Source organism: Catenulispora subtropica, from assembly GCF_039531675.1.
Lineage (GTDB): Bacteria > Actinomycetota > Actinomycetes > Streptomycetales > Catenulisporaceae > Catenulispora > Catenulispora subtropica.
Genome location: NZ_BAAAQM010000001.1, coordinates 95,606 through 116,996 on the forward strand (window position 1 = coordinate 95,606; position 21,391 = coordinate 116,996).

Genomic DNA, 21,391 nt, shown 5'->3' on the forward strand with positions numbered 1-21,391 from the left:
AGAGCGCTGAGATGAGAAGCCTGATAAGCAGGTGGCTGGCCACGTCGGTGCCGCTGGTGTTCGGCGTGTCCATGCTCACCTTCTTCCTCGGCAGCCTGGTGCCGGGCGACGCGGCCCGGGCGATCCTCGGGCTGAACGCCGACCCCGACGCGGTCGCCACGCTGCACCACCAGCTCGGCTTGGACCGGCCGCTGTGGGACCAGTACTGGTCCTGGCTGATCCGGGCCCTGCACGGCGACCTCGGCACCTCCGTCGCCTCGGGGTCGGAGATCTGGTCCGACCTCGGGGCGCGGCTCCCGGTCACGCTGTGGCTGATCGGCGGCTCGGTGCTGGTGGCCGCGATCGTCGGCGTGACGCTCGGCGTGACGGCCGCCCTCCGGGCCGGGTTCGTCGGCCGCCTCGTCGACGTGGTCGCGCTGCTCGGCGCGTCGGTGCCGGTGTTCTGGTTCGCGCTGCTCCTGGTGACGGTGTTCGCGGTCGAGCTGCGGGTCTTCCCGGCCATCGGCTACGTGCCCCTCTCGCAGTCGCCGGGCCAGTGGGCGTCGTCGCTGGCGCTGCCGGTGCTGACACTCGGCCTGACCAGCAGCGCCGCGATCGCCAAGCAGACCCGCGACGGCGTCAGGACCCAGATGCAGCGCGACTACGTCCTCATGCTGCGGGCGCGCGGCGTGCCGGAGCGGACCATCGTCTTCAAGCACGTCCTGCGCAACGCCGGCGCCCCGGTCGTCACGCTGCTCGGCCTGCTGGTCGTCGGCATGCTCGGCGGGACGGTACTGGTCGAGCAGGTCTTCGTCCTGCCGGGGCTCGGCGGCCTGGCCGTCGACGCCACGCGCGCCCACGACATCCCGGAGGTGCAGGGCGTGACCGTCCTGTTCACAATGATCATCGTCACGGTGAACTTGGCCGTGGAACTGATCCACCGCGGCCTGGACCCGAAGGCGCGGGCGTGAGCGCGGCCGGGACGGCACCGGGCGGCGCCCGGCGCGTCGCGGGGAGCTTCGTTCGCAAGCCGCTGTCGACGGCCGCGCTCGCGTACATCGTCGTGGTCGCCCTCTGCTCGGTCTTCGCCGGCATCCTCGCGCCCTACGCGCCGGACGCCGAGGACCTGCCGGCCGCGCTGACCGGGCCGTCGTGGGCGCATCCGCTGGGCGCGGGCGCGCTGGGCCGGGACGTCCTCAGCCGCCTGATGTACGGCGGTCGCGTCTCGCTGCTCAGCGTCCTCATCAGCCTCGGCGTCTACCTGGCGGTCGGCGTCCCGGCCGGGATGATCGCGGGCTACCGCGGCGGCCGGATCGACCGGCTGGTGCTGCGCGTCTCGGAGATCGGCTACTGCGTCCCGGCGGCGATCCTGGTGCTGGTGGTGGTCACGGTCATGCCGGCCGACGAGTCCGCCGCGATGGTCGTCCTCGGCCTGAGCGGCGCGTCCGCCCTCGCGCGCGTCGTCCGTTCGGCGACGGTCGGCGTGCGCGGCGAGTTGTACGTCCGGGCCGCCGTCGCGAACGGGATCGGCGACGCGGTGATCCTGCGGCGCCACATCCTGCCACGCGTCATCGGCACGGTGATCGTCCAGGCGTCGCTGTTCGGCGCCGCGGCCGTCGGCCTGGAGGTCGGCCTCGGCTTCCTCGGCCTCGGCGCGACCGGCGTGTCCTGGGGCACGCTCATCGGCGAGGCCTCGAAGAACATCGGCAACCAGCCGTGGCTGCTCGTTCCGTCCGGCGTGCTCGTGGCGCTCTACACGCTTTCGCTCGGCCTGATCGGCGACGGCGTCCGCGACTCCATCGCCGAGCTCGCCACCGGCCCGGTGCCGCGGAACCGGCGTCAGGGCGAGCGTGCGGACGCGTCGGACCGCCCGGACGCTGAAGCGCCGCCGAAAGCGACGCAGCCGGACACCGAAGCGGCCCGCTCCAGCCGCATCACAGGAGCGCTGCTGACGGTCGAAGGCCTCCACGTCGCCTTCCCGATCGACGGTGTCGAAACCGAGGTCGTCACGGACGTCGCCTTCGCGGTCCGACGCGGTGAGGCGCTGGGCATCGTCGGCGAATCGGGCTGCGGCAAAAGCGTCGCCGCGGCCGCGATCGTCGGCCTGCTGCGCGGCGGAGGCCGCGTGACAGCCGGACGCGTCCTGTTCGACGGCGACGTCGTCTTCGACGCGGCCGACGACCGCGCCGGCCGGTCCCGCAAGCCGGATCACAAGCAGCGCGCGCTGCGCGGAGGCCGCATAGGTCTGATAGCCCAGGACCCGATCTCCGGCCTCGACCCGTCGTTCACGATCGGCTCGCAGATCGCCGATGTCGTCCGCGCGCACCGCGACGTCGGGCGCCGCGCCGCCCGCGAGCGCGCGCTGGAGCTGATCGCCATGGTCCAGCTGCCGGATCCGGCACGGATCTACCGCTCCTACCCGCACCAACTCTCCGGTGGCATGGCCCAGCGCGCCGGGATCGCCGCCGCGCTGGCCGGCGACCCGGACCTGATCATCGCCGACGAGCCGACCACGGCCCTCGACGTCACCGTCCAGGCCGAGATCCTCGATCTGCTGCGCGGTCTCCGCGACAGCGGCACGGCCGTCCTGCTCATCACGCACGATTGGGGCGTCCTGGCGGACTTCTGCGACCGCGCCGTCGTCATGTACGCGGGCCAGGTCGTCGAGACGGCCTCGGTGCGCGGCCTGCTCGGCCGTCCGCAGCATCCTTACACGGCCGGGCTGCTGGCCTCGAATCCGCACAACGCCGTCCCCGGCGAGCCGCTCCCGGCCATCGAGGGCGCGGTCCCCGCGCCAGGCGACTGGCCGCGCGGCTGCCGTTTCGCCGACCGCTGCGCGCTCGTCACCGACGAGTGCCGTACACGCCCGGTCCCGCTCCGGACCTCGAAGGCGGCCGTACCCGGCGATGGCGCGCCGTACCTGACCCGCTGTGTCCACGCCGACCAGGTCGCCGCGCCACTGACGTCGCCGCTCCCGACGATCGAGGGGAGACCCCGTGTCGACGCCGTCTGACCTGGCCGAGGCGACCGCCGCCGAGTTCGCCGGCGCCACGGGGACGCCCCTCGTCGACGTCAGCCATCTGACCGTCCGCTACCCCGGGGCACGCCGCCGGACGCCGGTCACGGCGGTGGACGACGTGTCGTTCAGCGTCGGATACGGCCGGACGGTCGGCGTCGTGGGGGAATCGGGCTCCGGCAAGTCGTCGATCGGCGCCGCCCTGCTCGGCCTCGTGCCCGTCGCCGACGGCACGATCCGGTATGACGGCGAGGACATCACGCACGCGACCCGCCGTGACCGTCGACGCCTCGCGCGCGGCATGCAGATCGTCTTCCAGGACCCGTTCGGCTCGATGAACCCCGCGCGCACCGTCGGCGCGACGCTCGGCGAGGCGCTGCGCTTCAACCTCGGTCTCGGCGAGGCCGAGACGCGGGCGCGCCTGGTCGAGGCGGTGCGCGAGGTCGGTCTGCCCGAGGCGGCGCTCGACCGCTACCCCGGCCAGTTCTCCGGCGGTCAGCGGCAGCGGCTGGCGATCGCGCGAGCACTGGCGGTCAAGCCGGCGTTCATCGTCTGCGACGAGCCGGTCAGCGCGCTCGACCTCTCGGTCCAGGCGCAGGTCGTCAACCTGCTGATGCGCCTCAAGCAGACGCACGGCCTGGGCTACCTCTTCATCTCGCACGACCTGACGATCGTCCGCCACCTCAGCGACGAGATCGTCGTCCTGTTCGCCGGACGCGTGGTCGAGCAGGGTCCGGCCGCGATCGTCGGTGAACGCCCCACGCATCCGTACACGCGGGCGCTGCTGGCCGCCGCACCGGTCCCGGACCCGGACCGGCAGGCCGAGCGCCGTCTCCGGCGCACCGCCGGCCCCCGCCCCGCGACCGGCATCGCGGTGGACGGCTGCGCGTTCTCCGAGCGCTGTCCCCTTGTCGTGGACCGGTGCCGCGCCGAGCGCCCGGAGCTCCTTCCGGCGCCGGGCGGCGTCGCAGTGGCCTGCCACCGCTCGGACCGGTCCGGGATGCTGGGGGCGAACGGCGACGTGACGCCGGGACCGGATGACGACGCGGGGCAGGAAAGAACGGAGCAGGGATGACTGACAAGCGCGAGCCGCGGGACGGTGCGGGCCAGCCGGAGCCGGCCGACAAGGCCGACCGGACCGACCGGACCGACCGGACCGACCGGACTGACCGGACTGACCGGACTGACCGGACTGACCGGACCGACCGGACCGACCGCGCCGACCGGGAGCAGCAGCCCCGGCCCCGGCGCGTCCTCGGCGGACCGCGGACGGCGGCGGACCGCGTCACGATCTACGAGGTGGCGGCCCGGGCCGGCGTCTCGATCGCCACGGTCTCCCACGCCCTGAACCGCCCGGAGAAGGTGAACCCGGCGACTCGCGAACGCATCCTCGCGGCCGTCGACGAACTCGACTTCACCCCGAAGGCCGAGGCGGTGTCGAAGGCGCGCAAGGGCGTCGGCCGGATCGGCGTGCTCGCCCCGTTCACCGCCTACCCCTCCTACCTGACCCGGCTCACCGGGGTCCTGGAGTCGGTGCGGGCGCAGAACCTCGACGTCGTCGTCTTCGACGGCGACCCGCGCTCGGACAGCGCCGATCCGTGGCTCGGCGCGCTCACCACCAGCGGCCGCCTCGACGGCCTGCTGCTGATGGGCACCGGCCTCGACGACCAGGCCGCCGCGCGCATACGGCGCCGCACCATGCCGACCGTCCTGGTCGACGCCTTCCACCCCGAGTTCTCCAGCGTCAACGTCGACGACGAACTCGGCGGGTACCTGCTCGGCCGCCACCTGCTCGGCCGCGGCCACCGCTCGTTCGTGTACGCGGCGGCCGCGCCGCCGCCCGGCGGCCGGAACTCGGCCGGGGCGAGCCGGGCGGACGGGCTGCTGCGCGCGGTCCGCGAGACCGACGACCCCGGCGCGATCGAGACCACCTGGCTCATCACCGAGGACGACCTGCAGGGCGGCTGGGACGCCGCCGCCGACGTGCTGCGCCTGCCGAAGCTGCCGGACGCGGTGGTCGCCAGCCACGACGCCATCGCCGTCGGCGTGCTCGGCGGGCTGCGCGAGGCCGGCGTCTCGGTCCCCGAGCAGGTCGCCGTCTCCGGCTACGACGGCCTCGACCTGGCGCGCGTCGTCAACCTGACGACGGTCCGCCAGCCGTTCGCCGAGACCGGCCGCATCGGCGCGCAGCTGCTGCTGGACGAACTGTCCCGCGGCCGGGAGCAGGTCCAGCACGTCAAGCTCACACCCGAGTTCGTCCGGGGTCAGACCACCTGACTCCGTCCGCCGATCCACTCCCGTCGTCCGGCCCGCACGCCGGATTCGCAGAAGGAGCACCGACTTGCCATCCGCGGACCCCAAGACCGAACAGCTCGCCGCCCTCTGGGAGCTCGTCGCCCTCGCCGAGGGCGCCACCGTGCTGCCAGACCTGCCGACCACCCGGCCCGCCGAGGGCGAGACCCGGGAGCGATGGATCGAAGAGGTCGTGCGCCGGCGCAGCCAGCACGAGGCCAACGCCTTGGAGAGCTACCGCCGCAGCGGCGCGTCCGGACGCATCGCGCATCCGGTCGCGTCGGCGACGTACCACGCGGTACCGGTGAAAGACGGCGTCATCACGGTGCGCGTGTACAAGCCCGAGGGCGACGGCCCGCACCCCGCCCTCGCGCTGCTGCACGGCGGCGCGTGGTGGCTCGGCGCCGGCCCGACGAACTTCGAACTCAATGACCTGATGTGCCGGTACCTGTGCGCCGAGGCCGGAACGGTCATCGCCAACGTCGACTACCGGCTGGCGCCCGAGCACCCGTGGCCGACGCAGGTCGAGGACTCGGCGGCAGCCGTCGCCTGGCTGGCCGCCGACCCGGACGGCATCGGCATCGCCGCCGACCGCCTCGGCATCCTCGGCATCAGCTCCGGCGGCAACGTGGCCGCCTGCGTCACGCGGCTGCTGCGTGCCACCGGGCCGACGCTGAAGATGCAGGTGCTGCTCGCGCCCAGCCTCGACATGACCGGCTCGTCGGAGTCGCTGGCGCAGGACGGCTTCATGCCGCAGATCGCGGCGGTGCTGCGCGACCAGTACCTGCAGGGCCAGGTGGAGCCTGGTGACCCGCGCGTCTCGCCGGTGCTCGCCGACGACCTCGACGACCTGCCGCCGGCTGTGATCGTCGTCGGCAGCGAGGACCCGCTGCGCGACGACGGCAAGCGCTACCACGCGCGGCTCCAGGCCTTCGGCGGATCGTCGGAGCTGCACGAGTTCGTCATGACGCACACCGTCGCGACCGACGACGTCGTCGACGCGCTCTACTCGATGCTGGCCAAGGCGATCCGGAGCCACCTGGCGGGCTGAGCGGGTCGTCGCCGCATCTGTCAGTTCCCTGCTATCAGCATGCCTCCATGCACTACGCACAGTGCTCGTTCCGTCACTCAGAACGAAAGGGAAGACCATGCACACGACCGAACAGCGTCGACGCTGGAGCGTCGCCGCCGCCTCGGTGGCGCTCGCCGTGGCGTTCCAGGCCGGACCCGCGTCCCTCGCCCGCGCCGACGCGGGCGACCCCGCACCGGTGATCACGTACGGGTTCGGGCTGACCGAGCAGTCGCCGGCCACGTGGGACCCGACGACGAACACCTTGGTGGCCGACGTCCACACCGACGCCGTGAAGGACGACGCCGGCCAGGCGCACACGATCCGCGTCATTCTGCCGACCGGCTACTTCCAGAACCCGCAGCGCCGCTATCCGGTGTTCTACCTGCTGCACGAGAACCTGGGCGACACGGCGACCGACGCGCAGTACATTCCGAAGGCCTACAGCGACATGATCATCGTCCTCCCGGACGGCGGCCCGCGCGGCTGGTACACGAACTGGGCGAACCAGAACACCGTGGCCGGGGCACAGAACTGGGAGACCTTCCACATCGACCAGGTCATCCCGTTCATCGACGCGAACTTCCGCACCGTCGCGACGAAGCAGGGTCGCGCCATCGGCGGCATGTCGATGGGTGGCCTCGGCGCGTTCCACTACGCCCAGTACCACCCGGAGCTGTTCAGCCACCTCGCGTCGTTCTCCGGGGCGCTCGACCTCACGCAGCTGAGCGCTCAGACGATAATCATCAACAGTGAGACGAGTGCGAGCCAGACGATCCTCCCGATCGGTCCGGCCGAGCCCTCGGTCCCGGTGGGCTCGATCTTCGGCGAAGGGCTGGACCCGTGGGTGCTGCCCGGCACCCCCTGGTACGCGGCGAGCCCGACGGACAACATGAACCGGCTCGCCGGACAGCACATCAGCGTCGACATGTACGTCGGAAAGGGCGCGCTCACCCTCGACGTGAGCAAGTACGACCTGATGTTCGAGTGGAACGTCCACGGCTACAACATGAACGCGGCGAGCGCGCTGGCCGCAGCAGGCGTTCCGTACACGCTGACCGACTACGACGCCGGCCAGTGGGGCCCGACCTGCGACGGCGGCCACAACCTGACGTGCACCGAGCAGGACATGGTCGATTACCTCCCGAAGCTCGAAGCGGCCTTCGCCGCCGACGGCGTCTGAGTGCCGGAAGGACTCCCGATGCGAACCACGCGAACCCGACGCGCCACCCGCAGCCTGCGAAGAAGACGCGCGACCGCGGTGACCGGAGCCACGACCGCGCTCCTGCTCGGCCTGCTTCCGGCAGCCACCGCCACCTCGAACACCACCACCGACGACACTGCGGGCATGCAGCGCATGCACTGGGTCGTGAACGTCGGCCCGGGCCGCGCCACACAGTGCACCATCGACGGCGCCATGTACGTCCCCGCCGATGCCAGCCCGAGCCACCCGGTTCCGGCGATCATCGTCGCTCACGGCTTCGGCCTGAACTACACCTTCAGCGAGGGGATGGCCGAGTACTTCTACCAGCACGACTACGCCGTCCTCGTCTACTCGCATCTCGGCTCCGGTGATTCCACCTGCGGGACGAACTTCGCCGATCCGCAGTGGGACGGCGCCGCGGCCAGCCAACTCATCGACTACCTCGGCGGCGACCCGGTCACCGCCTCGTCGATCGACAGCAGCGGCAACGCGACCCCGGCGCCACCGCGCACCGACATCGTCCACGACGCCGTGGACCACGACGGGATCGCGCGGAGGGACGACCCGCGCGTCGGCATGTTCGGCGAGTCGCTCGGCGCCGGAGTGCAGCTCTCCGTCGCGTCGTTCGACCACCGCCTCGACGCGCTCGTGCCGAGCGGCTCCTGGAACACGATCCAATACTCGATCGCGCCGAACGACGCCGACCTCGCGTCCGACTCCGACACGGTGTCGAAGACGCCCGGCACGTTCAAGGAATCGTGGGCGAGCGCCTTCGGGCTCCTCTCCTTCCTGAACTCCGTCGGAAACCAGCAGGTCCCCAGCCTCCCGTGTCTAATCAAGACAGCGGTGCCCGCCATGTGCCAGGACCTGTTCGACAGCGCCGTACAGGGCTACCTCACGCCGGGCGCGCAGCAGATCGCCGACAACTCGGCCATCGGCACGTACGGCTCGAAGATCATCACGCCGAGCCTCCTGCTCTACGGAGAGCAGGACGACCTGATGACATTGAAGGACGGGATCGCCGACTACCGCCAACTCAAGGCGAACGGGACGCCTGTCAAGATGATCTGGAACGGAGGCGACCACCTCAGCGGACTGGACGGTGACGCCTCGTTCACCGCTCCGGACCAGCGCATGTACGAGATCGGGCAGATCACCGACTGGTTCGACCACTATCTGAAGGACAGCAGCGTCGACACCGGTCCGTCGTTCGCCTACGTGAAGCAGTGGGCCATCGACAAGAACAACCCCGACAAGATCGCGGCCGTCAACGCCGCCTACCAGGCCGGCGACACGATCGACCTGCCGACCGTCAAGCACGAGTGGTACCTCTCGGCCGGCGGCACGCTCGTCGACGACCCGAAGGCGCTCGCGCCCGACATCCAGGCATTCGTGAGCGGCTGGGGCGACATCGCGGCTGCGGCGGTCGCTTCGGTGGTCTGGCAGGGCCACGGGCCCTACCCCGACACCCCGAACCTCGGCGGGATCGCCACGCAGTGGCAGACGCCCGCGCTGACCGCACCAGTCACGGTCGTCGGCGAACCGACAGTTGACGTGAACCTGATCTCGCCGTCGGCGGCCGGGAACATCGCCGCCGACGGCGTGGCCGGCATGGACACCGGTGTCGCGAAGATCTACGACATCGACGCTCACGGCAACGCGACGCTGGTCAACCAGCAGACCGCGCCGTTCCGCGTCTCCGACGTCACGAAGCCCGTGCACATCGTCTTCTCTCCGCTGACGTGGCAGTTCAAGGCCGGGGACAAGATCCAGATCGTGATCTCCGGATTCGACCTGAAGTACGCAGGGAGCAAAGACGTCAACACCAACGTCATCATCAGTGGAAGCACCCTGCAGGGGCTGACGCTGCCGACGATCTCGGGGTGAGATAGCCCGGGGCGGGACGACGCGAACGCGCGTGCGGTGGGCAATGTCACACAGTCCACCGCACGCGCCTCGACGTTCTGATCAGGTATCTGCTCCGTGACAGTGACGGAGAGTTCTGTGCCATTTCGAGGGTCGGGACAAGCGTGTCCGACATCAGCAGCAGGCGCACGTGAGTCTTCTGTTCGCCACTCGTCAGGTCGGGTCCGACTCCGTCTGGACGACTCTGGCACAGGCCAGCACTGCGGCGCTGATCAGCGCCACGAACACGATCATCGCGGTCTGGGCCGAGACGTGCTGGGTGGCGATGCCGAGGCCGACGACCGGCACCGACAGGCCGAGGTACGCGCCGAGGAAGAAGCCGGCGAGCACTTCGGCGCGGGATTCCGGCGCGGCGGTGGAGGCGGCGGCGGTGATCGCGGCGCGGAAGGAGATGCCGGCGCCTGCTCCGGCCAGCGCGCCGCCGAGCACGAAGGTGGCGAGGTCGGTCAGCCACATCCCGGTCGTCATCAGAGCCAGGCCGGGCAGGAGCAGCGCCGGTCCGATGCGCAGCGTGGCGCGCAGGCTGCTCCGGCTCAAGGCGATCTGGGCGAGCGCTCCGGAGGCGAAGGCGGTGAACGCCACAGCCCCGGCCACCGCGTGCGAGGTCTGGTGCAAAGCGCCAGCGAGGAATGACGGGGCCAGGGAGGTGAAGACCCCATACACCGCGAACGCGGACAGGCCGGTCGCGGTGGCGGCGAAGAACAGCCGGCGGGCGTCGCCGGGCACTGTGACGCGCTGCGGCCGGTAACGCGGCGCGGGGTCAGGCCGGTCGGCCGTCTCCGGTGCGACCGCGATGAGCACGGCCAGGACCACCAGCACCGTGCCGAACACGATGTACGGCAGGCGTAGCGGCTGCGGCGCGAACTGCGCGAGCAGGCCGGCGGCCAGCGGCCCGACGCCGATGCCGCCGAGGTTCACGGCGGTGGCCACGATCTGTGCCCGGCGCGGCGACCGTGACGGGTCCACGAGCGTCTCCAGATGCAGCTCGCCGATGTAGGCGGTGGCCGTCGCGGTGGTCAGTCCGACCGAGACCCCGGAGACGATCCGGGCCACGAGCAGCCCCGGCAGGCTTGGCGCGAAGATGAAGATCAGGCCGCTGAGCACGTTGACCAGTAGTGCCGGCACCAGCACCCGCTTGCGGCCCACCCAGTCCGACAAGTGGCCGCCGAAGAACAAGCTGGCGATCACGCCGAGCGCATAGGCGGCGAACACCACCGTGAGGGTGATCACCGAGAAATGGTCGCGCCGCTGGTAGAGCACGTACAGCGGGGTCGGGACGGCCGAGAACCCCATGTTCACCAGGAACGCGGCCGCGACGGCCCAGAAACCGAACGAGTGGCGCCGGCGCCAGCGCACGCCCAAGGCGTGAACGGCATCGGCCGCAAGCGCAGGAGCCGGAGCCGGAGCCGGGCTGCGGGAGATCGTCGTCATGGCTTCAGCATTCGCTGCAGCATTTATGATGTCCAACGAAAAGAAATCATAACGCTCATGAATGGTGTGCATGAATGGAGCTGCGGCAGCTGGAGCACTTCGTCGCCGTCGCCGAGGAGCAGAGCTTCACCCGCGCAGCGGCCCGGCTGCACCTGGTCCAGTCGACGCTGTCGGTCTCGATCCGCAGCCTGGAACGCGAATTCGGCGGCCAGCTGTTCGACCGCACCACGCACCGGGTAGAGCTCACCGACGCCGGCCAGGCCCTGCTCACCGAGGCCCGCACCGCCCTGGCCGCAGCTGACGCGGCCCGGGACGCCGTGGCCGCGGCGCACGGCGGGCTACGCGGTACCGTCCGCATCGGCATCATGCACTCGCTGACCCTGATCGACCTTGCCGCCCTGCTGACCCGCTACCACCGGGAACGCCCCCAGGTACAGATCATTCCGAGCACCGCCCAGCGCGGCTCGGCCGAATTGGCTGAACGCGTCGCCGACGGCAGCCTCGACGTCGCCTTCGCCGCGCTTCCCGGCGACTACCCGCCGGGCGTGAAGGCGCACCCACTGGCGTCCGAACCGCTCCTGCTGGCCTGCGCCGAGGACCATCCGCTGGCCGGCCGCGAGGCCGTCGAACTGGCCGAGCTCGACGGCCTGCCCTTCGTCGACCTGCCCGTCGGGTGGGGCATCCGGAACAGCGTCGACCGGCTGTTCCTCGCCTCCGGCCTGCGCCGGGAGATCGCCGTCGAGGTGAGCGACATCCCGACCGCGGTCGACCTGGTCAGGGCCGGCTTCGGCCAGATGTTCCTGAGCCGCTCGCTGACCGTGGGATCACGCCCGGTTCCGATGCGACCGGTCCGAGGGGCCCCGAATTTCGAGGTCTCACTCCTCACCCCGTCCGAACGCCGCCTGTCCGCCGCCGCCCGCGCCTTCGTCGACCTCGTCCTCGCCGGTCGAGAAGGCACGGGCAGCTGACGGCGGAATCCTAGGTGGCGCCGTATTCAGAATCTTGCGGATGGTGGCTGCGGCAACACGGCGGCGCCGACGCAAGCACACGAATGGCGGCGCTGAAGGTGACCCTGTCGGCAGCCGCGCGTTTCTCACATCGTGATCAACAAACTCGCCGCCACCGCCGCCACCGGCGCTGTAATGGCCGCCTCCCTGACCATCACCTCCCCTGCCACCGCCGCCCAGGTGCACCGACACGACAGGGCGTGCTCGGTAGCCACCCTGCGCGGCGCCTACAGCGGCAACATCCGCGGCATCTCGAACACCGGGCCGTTCAACCTTCAGTCCACGACGGTCTTCCACGGCGACGGCACCGCCACCGGCACCAAGGTCACCCTGGCAGACGAGTCAGGAGTGAGCACGTTCACCGCCGACGACACCTACACACTGAACGACGACTGCACCGGCACCCTGACAGCTGTGCGAAGCACCGGAGTGACCGTCAACTACGTCATCGTGCTCGTCGACGGGGGCGCAAAGGTCGCACTGCTTCAAACGGACCCTGGTTACGTCGCGAGTGGTGCATTCGACCGCGTAGCGGGGATGAGACCCTGAATGTGGAGCCCTGCCCGCACGTACCCACCGCGGTGATCCAGGCGCCGACGCGGGTGTAGCACCTCCGAAACTCATCCGCCTGGGCTGCGGTGTTCCCGGCCAGTCCGGCGACGCTGCCGGCCTGACGCCGTCGGCCTGACGCCGCCGGCTGGTCGCCCGCAAGTGCGGCATGGCCATGACGACCTGCACGGACGAATATTCGGCAGGCGCGATGTCGCAGCGAAGCCCTGCCACATGAGCCAGTGAATGGGATGGCCATATCAGGTGGCCAATGCCTGCGTCAGTCGTGGCGCGGGCGCGGGCCCCCGGTGATCCCCCACGTCTCGGCAAGCCGGCCGTCGTCGATGCGGAAGATCTCGATCAGCTCTGGTCGCGCTTCGCCCTCCGGAGCCCCGATGCCCTCGACGGACGAGCGGATGGCGACCTTGTCGCCGTCAACCAGGATGTCTTCGGCGACGACCTGCATACCGGGGAACTGGGAAACGACCGCGCGCCAGGCGTCCTTGCCCGCCTCGATTCCAGTGGTGCCGAGCGGATGGCTGTAGAACCCGGTGGTGAACAGGTCGTCGGCTTGGTCGAACCGCCGGGTGTTGAAGCACTCCTGCATCTTCAGCACCAGGGCGATTGCGTCGTCGCGTGGGGTCATCGTCATCACCTCGTGGTTGGTGGGTCGGATCGTGGCCAGCACCGCCGCGCCCATAACCGGTGCGTCGCCCCGGTTAGCCCGCAGTATACGGGGCACCGCCCCGGTTATGCTGGATGCTGAGATGAGAAGTCAATCTGAGCCTGCTCGCTCGCAGTCGTCGGCTGTTCACGTGAGCGACCGCGAACTGCGAGCCGACGCACGCCGCAATCGCGAGCGCGTCCTGCACACCGCGCAACGGCTGTTCGCGCGTGAGGGCCTTGGCGTCTCGCTCGACGAGATCGCACGCCGTGCGGGTGTCGGCCCCGGCACGGTCCACCGGCACTTCCCCACCAAGGAGGCGCTCTATCTCGCCGTCGCGATCGATGAGCTGGAGCAACTAGTGGCGCAAGCGGAGGCGCTGGCCACCACCGCAGACCCCGGGGCCCTGTTCATCCTGCTGTCGCGGATGATGGCCTCGGGCGCAGAGAACGTCGCGGTCAAGAGCGCGCTGGTCGCTGCCGAGTTCGACTTGCGCACCGCCGCCCCTACGGTCGCGGCAGATCTCAGACGCCATGTCGCGGACCTGCTCGACCGCGCGCACGCAGCCGGCGCAGCGCGCGGCGACCTCACGGTCGATGAGGTGATGGCACTGGTCGCCGGCGCCTTCGCCGCAATCCGCCACGCCGGCGCGGAAAGCAGCCGCGAAGCCTCAGCCCACATCTCCCAGCTCATCCTCGACGGGCTACGACCCCCACCGACGGCAGGCAATGCACGCGCCCGAACACCCGAAGACCCAGCCGCCGAAGAAGCCGACGCCCGCGACGCCGCACTCTGATTACCGTCACCGCGCCCACATTGCTCACGTACAGGTAGGCGGACCCAGCGAGCACGTCTCAACTACTGCAAAAACCCTGTTCGCGCCGCTCAACTACGTCCGCTCCCTACACACCAGACCGGTCTCGGCGATGAAGCCGTCAAGCCGATTGAAAGTCGGCGTGTAGGCGATCGTTGTCACGCTGTAGCCCGGCGTGAGCAGCTCACATCCAGATTCGAATGGAACAGATAGGTTTCGTAGGTGTTCCAGTCCGAGCCGCAGAAGAACAGCGACGTACCAGATGACTGCGGATGAATCTCTGGAGCGTAGATCCCGTAAGGCTGCTGCGCACTGTCCGGGAAGATATTGAGCTTCGCCGACCACGGACCGGTAGGCGACGGCGCATATTGGAACACCGTGTACCCGGCGTCGTCATCGTGATACATCACGTACCACACGTTCAGCAGATAATCGTACCGAGCCGACATCTCACCGGCCGGACCGGGAATCAGAATCCCCACCTCGGTCTCGTCCGATGTCCACGCCGAACCAGTCCAATACTGGTAGGTGGACTTGTTAGCGACACCCGTCGTCGGGCAGCGCAGAAGATGAATGTCACCGGCTCGCGACGACTGAGTGGTGAACCGGTACACGTACTGTCCGCCGTTCACCCAGTCGTAGGCGAACGCTGACTGCTGGAACGGATCAGTCAGCTGCGCGTTCTGACTCCAGAAGCAGTTGAAGTTCCGTTGCCACGTCTTCCCGCCGTCTGTGGACTGCGCTGTACCGCCTGCGTTCGTCTGTGACTGGTCGGTGTGACCGGCAGAGAACACCACATACGCCAGGTAGTCCGTGCCGTTCACGTGGATCCCCCCAGTCGGCACACACCCGTCCTCACCGGGCAGCAGCGGCAGGATCGGCGCCCGGTCGCCTTTCGAGTCCACATTGAAGTCGTTCCAGGTGACGCCACCACGGAAGTCCACGAACGTCGATCGCCCCAGCGCGTTCGGCTTCCAGCCCGAACCAACCGGCCCGGAGAACGGGCTGGGTTCCTGAACGGTCTTGAAGTTGTCGCCGAACACATGGAACGTGACGTTCGTGTCAGGGTTACACCACATTACCCCGAGATCGGCGCCGCCCATCTGCCAACGCCCTGTCTGGCCCGGACCGTTGCCGGTGATCTGCGCGACCCGTACAGCCTGCTGGGGTGAAATCGTTAGAGCCATTGCTCTACCCTCTCTCCACTTTTGACGTTCTGGCAGGGTTGCGGGTGTCGCTATTCAGAGCGATTTACCGTAAAGAGGTGTCAACACCGCCTCCGGGAAGGGCTATGGGTGCCGGGAATGCCTGTCCTGGTCAGGATACCCGGATATAGGTATTAATCTGGGTGATCGGCGCACAAGATCGGTGGTCGTGGCTGTGCGACTGCTGTACAGGACTCTTGTTCATGCGTTCTCTTGGCTGGCGTTGTTGGCCTGTCCCTCGGCGTCGCAGCACGTCGAGATACTCGCCCTGCGCCAGGAGGTCGCGGTGCCGCGTCGGGCGAACCCGACGCCGCGGATTGGCTGGACGGACCGGGCGGTGCTCGCAGCGCAGACCCGTGAAGCGACCGCCGCTACAGCGCCCGGCCCGGGTTGAGGATGTTCCCGGGGTCGAAAGCCGCTTTGATCCGCGCCATCAGCGCCCTCTCAGTAGGGCCCAGCATGTCCGCGAGGTGTGGCGTCTTCAACGACCCGATCCCGTGCTCGCCGGTGATCGTGCCCCCGAGGCTCAGCGCCGCGGCCAGGATCTCGTCGAACGCGGCGCGCGCGGTGTCTGCGGCCTCCCGGTCGAAAACGATCGTGGGGTGCAGGTTGCCGTCCCCGGCGTGCCCGAACGTGCCGATGACCAGACCGTACCGGTCGGCGATCGCCTGCACTCGGTCCATCATGTCGGCGATGAGCGGCGGCGGGACGGCGACGTCGTCAAGCAGCGTCAGCCCCTTGCGCTCCAGGGCGGGAAGGGCCAGGCGGCGGGCGGCGAGGAACTGCTCGCCTTCCTCGGGGTCGTCGGTCTGGGCGACGAAGCCGGCCCCGCGGCAGGCATCGGCGTAGGCGTCGAGCGACTCGTCCTGCACGATCAGCAGCGCCCCGGCCGTGAGGTCCAGCCCCATCCGGGTGTGCTCCTCCACCGCGGCGATCGTCGTCCGGTCCATCAGCTCCAGCAGTGATGGCGTTCCAGCCTGTTCGATCGCGACGACCGCGTCCCCGGCCTTCCGCAAGCTGTCGAAAAAGGCGACGAGGGTGGCTTGGGGCGGCGGCGGCACCCGCAGCCGCAGCACAGCTTCGACGATCACCGCCAGCGTCCCCTCCGAACCGACCAGAAGCCGGGTCAGGTCCAGTCCCGCGACGTTCTTCCGGGTTGCCGTCCCGGTGCGCAGGACTTCGCCGGACGCCAGGACGGCGGTGAGCGCCAGCACGTGGTCCCCGGTGACGCCGTAGCGGAGGCAGCAGCCGCCGCCCGCGTTCGTGGCGATGTTGCCGCCGATGGTGGAGACGGCCTTGCTCGCCGGATCGGGGGCGTACCACAGGCCCTGGTCGGCGGCGGCGGCCGACAGCGTCCCGTTCAGGACGCCGCACTGGACGGTCGCGGTCCTGGCCACCTTGTCGATCGAGATGATCCCGTCCATGGCCGCGGTGCTCAGCACCACGCACCCGTCGATGGCGTTGGCCCCGCCGGCCAGGCCGGTCCCGGCTCCCCGGGTGACCACCGGGACACCGTGGGCCGAGGCCGTCCGCAATGTCGCGGCCACGTCGTCGACCGAGCGCGCGCGGACCAGCGCCAGCGGGGTCCCCGCTTCGGCCAGGGCGGCCTGGTCCCGCTGGTACGCCATCAGGACATGGGGATCGAGCACCACCGGGACGGCGCTGGCCAGCTCGGCCAGGAACGCTGCAGGATCCACGGCTGTCAGAGGCTCGGTCACGCCAGGGACTCCGCGTAGAAGTCCCAGATGTGGGCGCGTACAAGTTCTGCGGCACGGTCCGGGGTGGCGGCCTCGACTGCGGCGAGGATGCCGGCATGCTCAGCCGCCAGTCGAGGGAGCATGGACGCCAGGTCGGGGACCGCACGCAGCGCGTCGAGCAGGTAGCCCGCGATGGCCTCCCGGAGTGAGGTCGCGACCAGGCTGAAGGCGGTGTTGCCGCCGGCACCGGCCAAGCACAGGTGGAACCGCACGTCAGCCTCGTGGAAGGTCACGACGTCGACACCCGGCGCCTGCATCACGGCCAGCGCCTCGTAGGCGTCCGAGAGCCGTCCGGGGTCGGCCACCGCCACGGCCGCTCCCTCGATCAGGCGGCGCAGCTCCACCAAGTCGGCCAGCGGCACCCGGCCCAACCGCAACGCGCTGGTCAGCGCCTCGGCCACATCCGGTGCGGCCAAGACCCGGGGCCGCGCGGTGGAGACCGTGTCACCGCCGCTGAGCAGGCCCTTGGCCTGCAGAACCCGTACCGCTTCACGAATGGTGGAACGGCTGACGCCATAGTGGCCGGCCAGGTCCTTCTCGGAGGGAAGCTCGGCCCCGACCGGTAGCGCCCCGCTGAGGATCGCCTCCCGGATCTGCTCGGACACCAGCAGACTCAGCGGCGCGCGGCTCACCGCGCCGAAGACGATCGACATGCCGTCACCCTAGCTCTTGCCCGCTTGTCTGATAAGTGGTTGAGTGGCGGCAATCACATGGCAGCCACCTGCCAGCCACAGCGGGACCACCGGGAGGCGTCCATGGCCATCGATCCGAAGAGCACAGCCCTCGTCCTCATCGAGTACCAGAACGACTTCACCTCCGAAGGCGGCGCGTTCCACGACGCGGTCCGGGGCGTGATGGAGACGACCTCGATGCTCACGAACACCCAGGACCTCGTGCGGAAAGCCCGCGACCTGGGCGTCACCGTCGTGCACGCGCCGATCAGCTTCGCCCCGGGCTACAACGAGATCACGTCGCACCCCTACGGCATCCTCAAGGGGGTCGTCGACGGCAACGCCTTCGTCAAGGGCGGCTGGGGCGCCGAGATCACGGACGCACTGGCACCGCAGCCGGGCGACATCGTCGTGGAGGGCAAGCGCGGGCTCGACACCTTCGCCAGCACGAACCTGGACTTCATCCTGCGCAGCAAGGGGATCAAGACGATCGCCCTCGGCGGCTTCCTGACGAACTGCTGCGTCGAGTCGACGATGCGGAGCGGCTACGAGAACGGCTACCAGGTGATCACGCTCCAGGACTGCGTCGCGGCGACGTCGCAGGAAGAGCACGACAACGCGATCAAGTACGACTTCCCCATGTTCTCCACACCGAAGAACGCATCGGAGTTCCTCGCAGATCTCCAGGGGTGATCACAGAACGCCCTGCGAGGTTCAACAACACCGCCGCGGCGGTCGGCTCGCTGCGTGAGGCGCTGCTCTTCGCATCGCTCGGCCGGGGGTGGGTGGTGGTCGCCGAGCACGTCTACCGTCGAGTGGTCTGTTCCTACCGTCGAGTGGTCTGCCCCGACCTCGTCCGCGTCCGATCTCCGACGCACCCGCGTTGCAGTGGGGTCTGGTGTGGCGCGAGGCCGGAGCGACCGCGCGGGTCCGGGCGTTCGTCGAGACGGTGCGTCGCAGTTCTCTCAACCGCACCGCGTAGAAGCATTGGTTCGTCAGACGGTCCCGGTCCCACCGGCCGACACCAGGCCGTGCTCGTAGGCGATGATGACCAGCTGTACCCGGTCGCGGGCGCCGAGCTTGGACAACAGCCGCGTCACGTAGGCCTTCACGGTGGCGCCGCTGATCACCATCGTCTCGGCGATCTCCGCGTTCGACCGTCCCTGGCCGATGAGTGTCAGGACCTCCAGTTCGCGGTCCGTGATGCCCTCGATCGGCCGGGGCTCCGCCGCCGGTGCGGAGTTCCGGGGCCGGCCGGCGAACTCCTCGATCAGGCGCCGCGTCACCTTCGGCGCGATCAGCGCCTCGCCGGCCGCCACGACGCGCACCGCCGTGATGATGTCGTCGAGCGCCATGTCCTTCACCAAGAAGCCGGAGGCGCCGGCCCGCAGGGCGTCGTAGACGTTGTCGTCGTCGTCGAAGGTGGTCAGGACGACGACCCGGGTGCCGCCGCCGTCGGCGGTGATGATCCGGGTCGCCTCGATGCCGTCCATGCCGGGCATGCGGATGTCCATCACGACGACGTCGGGCTCAAGCTCGCGGACCAGCTGCACGGCCTCCAGTCCGGTCCCGGCCTCGCCGACGACCTCGATGTCCGTCCGGACGGCGGTCACCATGACCAGTCCGGCGCGGATCAGGGGCTGGTCGTCTGCCAGCACGACGCGGATCGTCATCGCACTCCCTCGGGGTTGGGGAGGCGGGCCGCGACGCGGAACCCGCCTTCGGGACGGGGGCCGGCTTCGAAATCGCCCTTCAGGAGCCTCACCCGGTCGCGCATGCCGGTGAGGCCGTAGCCGCCGCCCGCTCCGGATCCGTGCCCGGCGCCGCTGTCGACGATGACGACCGAGACGTCCTCCGGACGGTAGGTGACGGACACCCGGCACTGCCGGACGCCGGAATGCTTGACGACGTTGGTCACCGCTTCCTGGATTATGCGGAACGCCGACAGGTCCACCTCCGGAGGCAGCGCACGGCGGTCGCCGCGCCAGTTCACGTCGACCCGGACGCCGGCGGTCCGGATGTTCTCCACCAGCTTGTCGACGTCGTCCAGCCCGGCGAGCGGCTTCTCGTCGCCGGAGTCCTCAGCGGTCTGGAGCGCTCCGAGCACGCGGCGCAGCCCGGCGAGCGTTTCCCGGCTGGAGTCCTCGATCACCCCGAGCGCCTTGCGCGCGCTGTCCGGCTGGACGTCGATGACCAGTTTGGCGGCACCGGCCTGGATCGCGACGACACCGATGTTGTGGGCGACCATGTCGTGCAGTTCGCGGGCGATGCGCAGCCGTTCGGCGGTCACCGCCTGGGCCGCGACCTGCTCGCGGAGCTGTCCGGCGTGGACGCGGTCCTGGCGCAGAACGGCGCCGGCCATCGCCGCGACGACGACGAGCAGCGCCGTCACCATCATCACCGACGTGCCCACCAGCAGCCCCGCGGCCGCCCGGAAGCCGCCGTAGCCGAGGAGCGTGATGAGCGCCATCGTGACGGCGACGACCGCGGTGCGGCGCGTCCTCGTCGCGGCGACGACCGCGACGGCAACGTCGACGCCCAGGTAGTTCGCCGCGTCGACGGCGATCGTGTGTTTCACCCTCAGCGTGACCAGGAGCGAGGAGAGCAACACCAGCAGCAGACCGGTCAGGCCGCGGCGGACGCCGATCCAGCAGGCCGCTCCGGCGATGACGGCGCACAGGACCAGCCGGCCGGCCTCCCCGCTGTCGAAGCCGAACCCGTGCGGGTACAGGGGATTCGTCTCGGGCTCGAACGGCATGCGGTAGACGTAGGCGCCGGAACCGAAGACCGAGTAGACGGTTCCGACGGCCCACGCCAGGAACACCCAGACTCCCGGGGGCGACCGCTTGATGCGCGGCAGCAGAGCGGACGACGACATGCCTTGATCGTATTCGCCGTTCACCGGGCCCACAGCCGACCACGGGTGTACGACCACGGTGGGCAGTGGCCCCGGCACATGTGTCCGGTGCTCCGATGTGGCAGCCCCCTGATCGTCGACAGTGTTGTGGCATGACGAATTCGAGGGATCACGAGGCGCGGGAAGTCGTCGTCCGCCTGGCGGACGTGCGCAAGGACTTCGGGGATTACTCAGCGCTGGACGGAGTCAGCCTGAAGGTCCGGGCCGGGGAGTCGGTGGCGGTGATGGGGCCGTCGGGCTCGGGGAAGTCGACGCTGCTGAACATGGTCGCCGGCCTGGACCGCGCCACCGCCGGGACGGTCACCGTCGCCGGCCAGGACCTGGGCGGGCTCGGCGAGAAGGGCTTGGCGCTGTACCGGCGGCGCCACGTGGGCATGATCTTCCAGTTCTTCAACCTCCTGGACGACCTCCCGGCTCTGGACAACATCACCCTCGCCGGCCAGCTGGTCGGCCTGAAGGCGAGGCCGGCCCGCAAGCGCGCGCTGGAACTGATGGACCAGCTGGGCATCGCCGGTCGCGCGGACGTCTACCCGGCCTCGCTGTCCGGCGGCGAGCGACAGCGCGTCGCCACGGCGCGGGCCCTGATGAACCGGCCGGCGCTGCTGTTGGCCGACGAGCCGACCGGCGCGCTCGACAGCCGGTCCGGAGACCAGGTCATGGGCCTGCTCACCGACCTCAACAAGCTCGGTCAGACGCTGCTGATCGTCACGCACGACCCGCGGCTCGCGGCGAAGTGCGCGGACCGCGTCGTAGAAGTCGCGGACGGCCTCATCGCACGGGAGTGGACCGTGGAGCGCGAACCCGCGGGGATCACGCGGTAAGCACCCACATCGAGCCGCCGGCCACCGCCAGCCGCGCACCGCCATCAATTCCCTGATCCCTTGAACCAC

19 protein-coding genes are annotated in these 21,391 nt (G+C 69.9%); 12 read left to right on the forward strand and 7 right to left on the reverse strand.

Translation table 11 applies throughout. The features are described from left to right. Window positions 1-11 precede the first annotated feature (11 nt). The 7 genes from ABD466_RS00390 (at window position 12) to ABD466_RS00420 (ending at window position 9,447) form a co-directional block, all read left to right on the forward strand. Window positions 12-950, forward strand: coding sequence for an ABC transporter permease (locus ABD466_RS00390; RefSeq protein ID WP_344654837.1), 939 nt, complete (start codon window positions 12-14; stop codon window positions 948-950). Then, on the forward strand, window positions 947-2,992 hold the full coding sequence (locus tag ABD466_RS00395) for a dipeptide/oligopeptide/nickel ABC transporter permease/ATP-binding protein (protein WP_344654838.1): 2,046 nt from the start codon (window positions 947-949) through the stop codon (window positions 2,990-2,992). Before ABD466_RS00390 ends, ABD466_RS00395 begins: the two co-directional genes overlap by 4 nt. Beyond that, window positions 2,976-4,070, forward strand: a complete 1,095-nt coding sequence (locus ABD466_RS00400) for an oligopeptide/dipeptide ABC transporter ATP-binding protein (protein ID WP_344654839.1) — start codon at window positions 2,976-2,978, stop codon at window positions 4,068-4,070. The genes ABD466_RS00395 and ABD466_RS00400 overlap by 17 nt, the downstream gene beginning before the upstream one ends. Further along, the gene (locus ABD466_RS00405) at window positions 4,067-5,272 is read left to right on the forward strand and encodes a LacI family DNA-binding transcriptional regulator (protein ID WP_344654840.1); all 1,206 of its coding nucleotides are present in this window, start codon (window positions 4,067-4,069) and stop codon (window positions 5,270-5,272) included. Before ABD466_RS00400 ends, ABD466_RS00405 begins: the two co-directional genes overlap by 4 nt. Window positions 5,273-5,336: 64 nt before the next feature. Then, window positions 5,337-6,338: an alpha/beta hydrolase gene (locus tag ABD466_RS00410; RefSeq protein WP_344654841.1), complete on the forward strand. Its 1,002-nt coding sequence runs from the start codon at window positions 5,337-5,339 to the stop codon at window positions 6,336-6,338. A gap of 97 nt (window positions 6,339-6,435) precedes the next feature. Beyond that, window positions 6,436-7,539, forward strand: a complete 1,104-nt coding sequence (locus ABD466_RS00415) for an alpha/beta hydrolase (protein ID WP_344654842.1) — start codon at window positions 6,436-6,438, stop codon at window positions 7,537-7,539. Window positions 7,540-7,557: 18 nt separating this feature from the next. Further along, complete coding sequence (locus ABD466_RS00420) at window positions 7,558-9,447, forward strand: alpha/beta fold hydrolase (RefSeq protein WP_344654843.1); 1,890 nt, start codon at window positions 7,558-7,560, stop codon at window positions 9,445-9,447. Between the two features lie 192 nt (window positions 9,448-9,639). On the opposite strand, the gene ABD466_RS00425 is transcribed toward ABD466_RS00420, so the two are convergent. Beyond that, window positions 9,640-10,917, reverse strand: coding sequence for an MFS transporter (locus ABD466_RS00425; protein WP_344654844.1), 1,278 nt, complete (start codon window positions 10,915-10,917; stop codon window positions 9,640-9,642). A gap of 74 nt (window positions 10,918-10,991) precedes the next feature. Here ABD466_RS00425 and ABD466_RS00430 point away from each other — a divergent pair, with 74 nt between their 5' ends. Further along, on the forward strand, window positions 10,992-11,885 hold the full coding sequence (locus ABD466_RS00430) for a LysR family transcriptional regulator (protein ID WP_344654845.1): 894 nt from the start codon (window positions 10,992-10,994) through the stop codon (window positions 11,883-11,885). A 132-nt stretch (window positions 11,886-12,017) separates the two neighbouring features. Next, the gene (locus tag ABD466_RS00435; RefSeq protein ID WP_344654846.1) at window positions 12,018-12,473 is read left to right on the forward strand and encodes a hypothetical protein; all 456 of its coding nucleotides are present in this window, start codon (window positions 12,018-12,020) and stop codon (window positions 12,471-12,473) included. Window positions 12,474-12,753: 280 nt separating this feature from the next. On the opposite strand, the gene ABD466_RS00440 is transcribed toward ABD466_RS00435, so the two are convergent. Continuing rightward, window positions 12,754-13,173, reverse strand: a complete 420-nt coding sequence (locus ABD466_RS00440) for an ester cyclase (protein WP_344654847.1) — start codon at window positions 13,171-13,173, stop codon at window positions 12,754-12,756. A 115-nt stretch (window positions 13,174-13,288) separates the two neighbouring features. Between ABD466_RS00440 and ABD466_RS00445 the strand changes: the two genes are divergently transcribed. Beyond that, window positions 13,289-13,933 carry a TetR/AcrR family transcriptional regulator gene (locus ABD466_RS00445; protein ID WP_344654848.1) on the forward strand — a complete coding sequence of 215 codons (645 nt, stop codon included), beginning with the start codon at window positions 13,289-13,291 and terminating at the stop codon, window positions 13,931-13,933. A 176-nt stretch (window positions 13,934-14,109) separates the two neighbouring features. On the opposite strand, the gene ABD466_RS00450 is transcribed toward ABD466_RS00445, so the two are convergent. The 3 genes from ABD466_RS00450 to ABD466_RS00460 all read right to left on the reverse strand — a co-directional run bounded on the left by ABD466_RS00450 (window position 14,110) and on the right by ABD466_RS00460 (window position 17,566). Further along, complete coding sequence (locus ABD466_RS00450) at window positions 14,110-15,138, reverse strand: glycoside hydrolase family 183 protein (protein ID WP_344654849.1); 1,029 nt, start codon at window positions 15,136-15,138, stop codon at window positions 14,110-14,112. A gap of 389 nt (window positions 15,139-15,527) precedes the next feature. Then, entirely contained in the window at window positions 15,528-16,874 is a 1,347-nt protein-coding gene (locus tag ABD466_RS00455; protein ID WP_425558499.1) for an FAD-binding oxidoreductase, read from the reverse strand. After that, entirely contained in the window at window positions 16,871-17,566 is a 696-nt protein-coding gene (locus ABD466_RS00460) for a FadR/GntR family transcriptional regulator (protein WP_344654850.1), read from the reverse strand. Before ABD466_RS00460 ends, ABD466_RS00455 begins: the two co-directional genes overlap by 4 nt. 102 nt (window positions 17,567-17,668) lie before the next feature. Between ABD466_RS00460 and ABD466_RS00465 the strand changes: the two genes are divergently transcribed. Next, a complete protein-coding gene (locus ABD466_RS00465) occupies window positions 17,669-18,277 on the forward strand; it encodes a cysteine hydrolase family protein (RefSeq protein WP_344654851.1) in 609 nt (202 codons plus the stop codon). A gap of 302 nt (window positions 18,278-18,579) precedes the next feature. Here ABD466_RS00465 and ABD466_RS00470 read toward each other — a convergent pair whose 3' ends face one another. After that, the gene (locus ABD466_RS00470; RefSeq protein ID WP_344654852.1) at window positions 18,580-19,257 is read right to left on the reverse strand and encodes a response regulator; all 678 of its coding nucleotides are present in this window, start codon (window positions 19,255-19,257) and stop codon (window positions 18,580-18,582) included. After that, entirely contained in the window at window positions 19,254-20,462 is a 1,209-nt protein-coding gene (locus ABD466_RS00475; RefSeq protein ID WP_344654853.1) for a sensor histidine kinase, read from the reverse strand. The genes ABD466_RS00470 and ABD466_RS00475 overlap by 4 nt, the downstream gene beginning before the upstream one ends. 131 nt (window positions 20,463-20,593) lie before the next feature. On the opposite strand from ABD466_RS00475, the gene ABD466_RS00480 reads away from it, so the two are divergent. Further along, window positions 20,594-21,322: an ABC transporter ATP-binding protein gene (locus tag ABD466_RS00480; RefSeq protein WP_344654854.1), complete on the forward strand. Its 729-nt coding sequence runs from the start codon at window positions 20,594-20,596 to the stop codon at window positions 21,320-21,322. The last annotated feature ends 69 nt before the right edge of the window (window positions 21,323-21,391 follow it).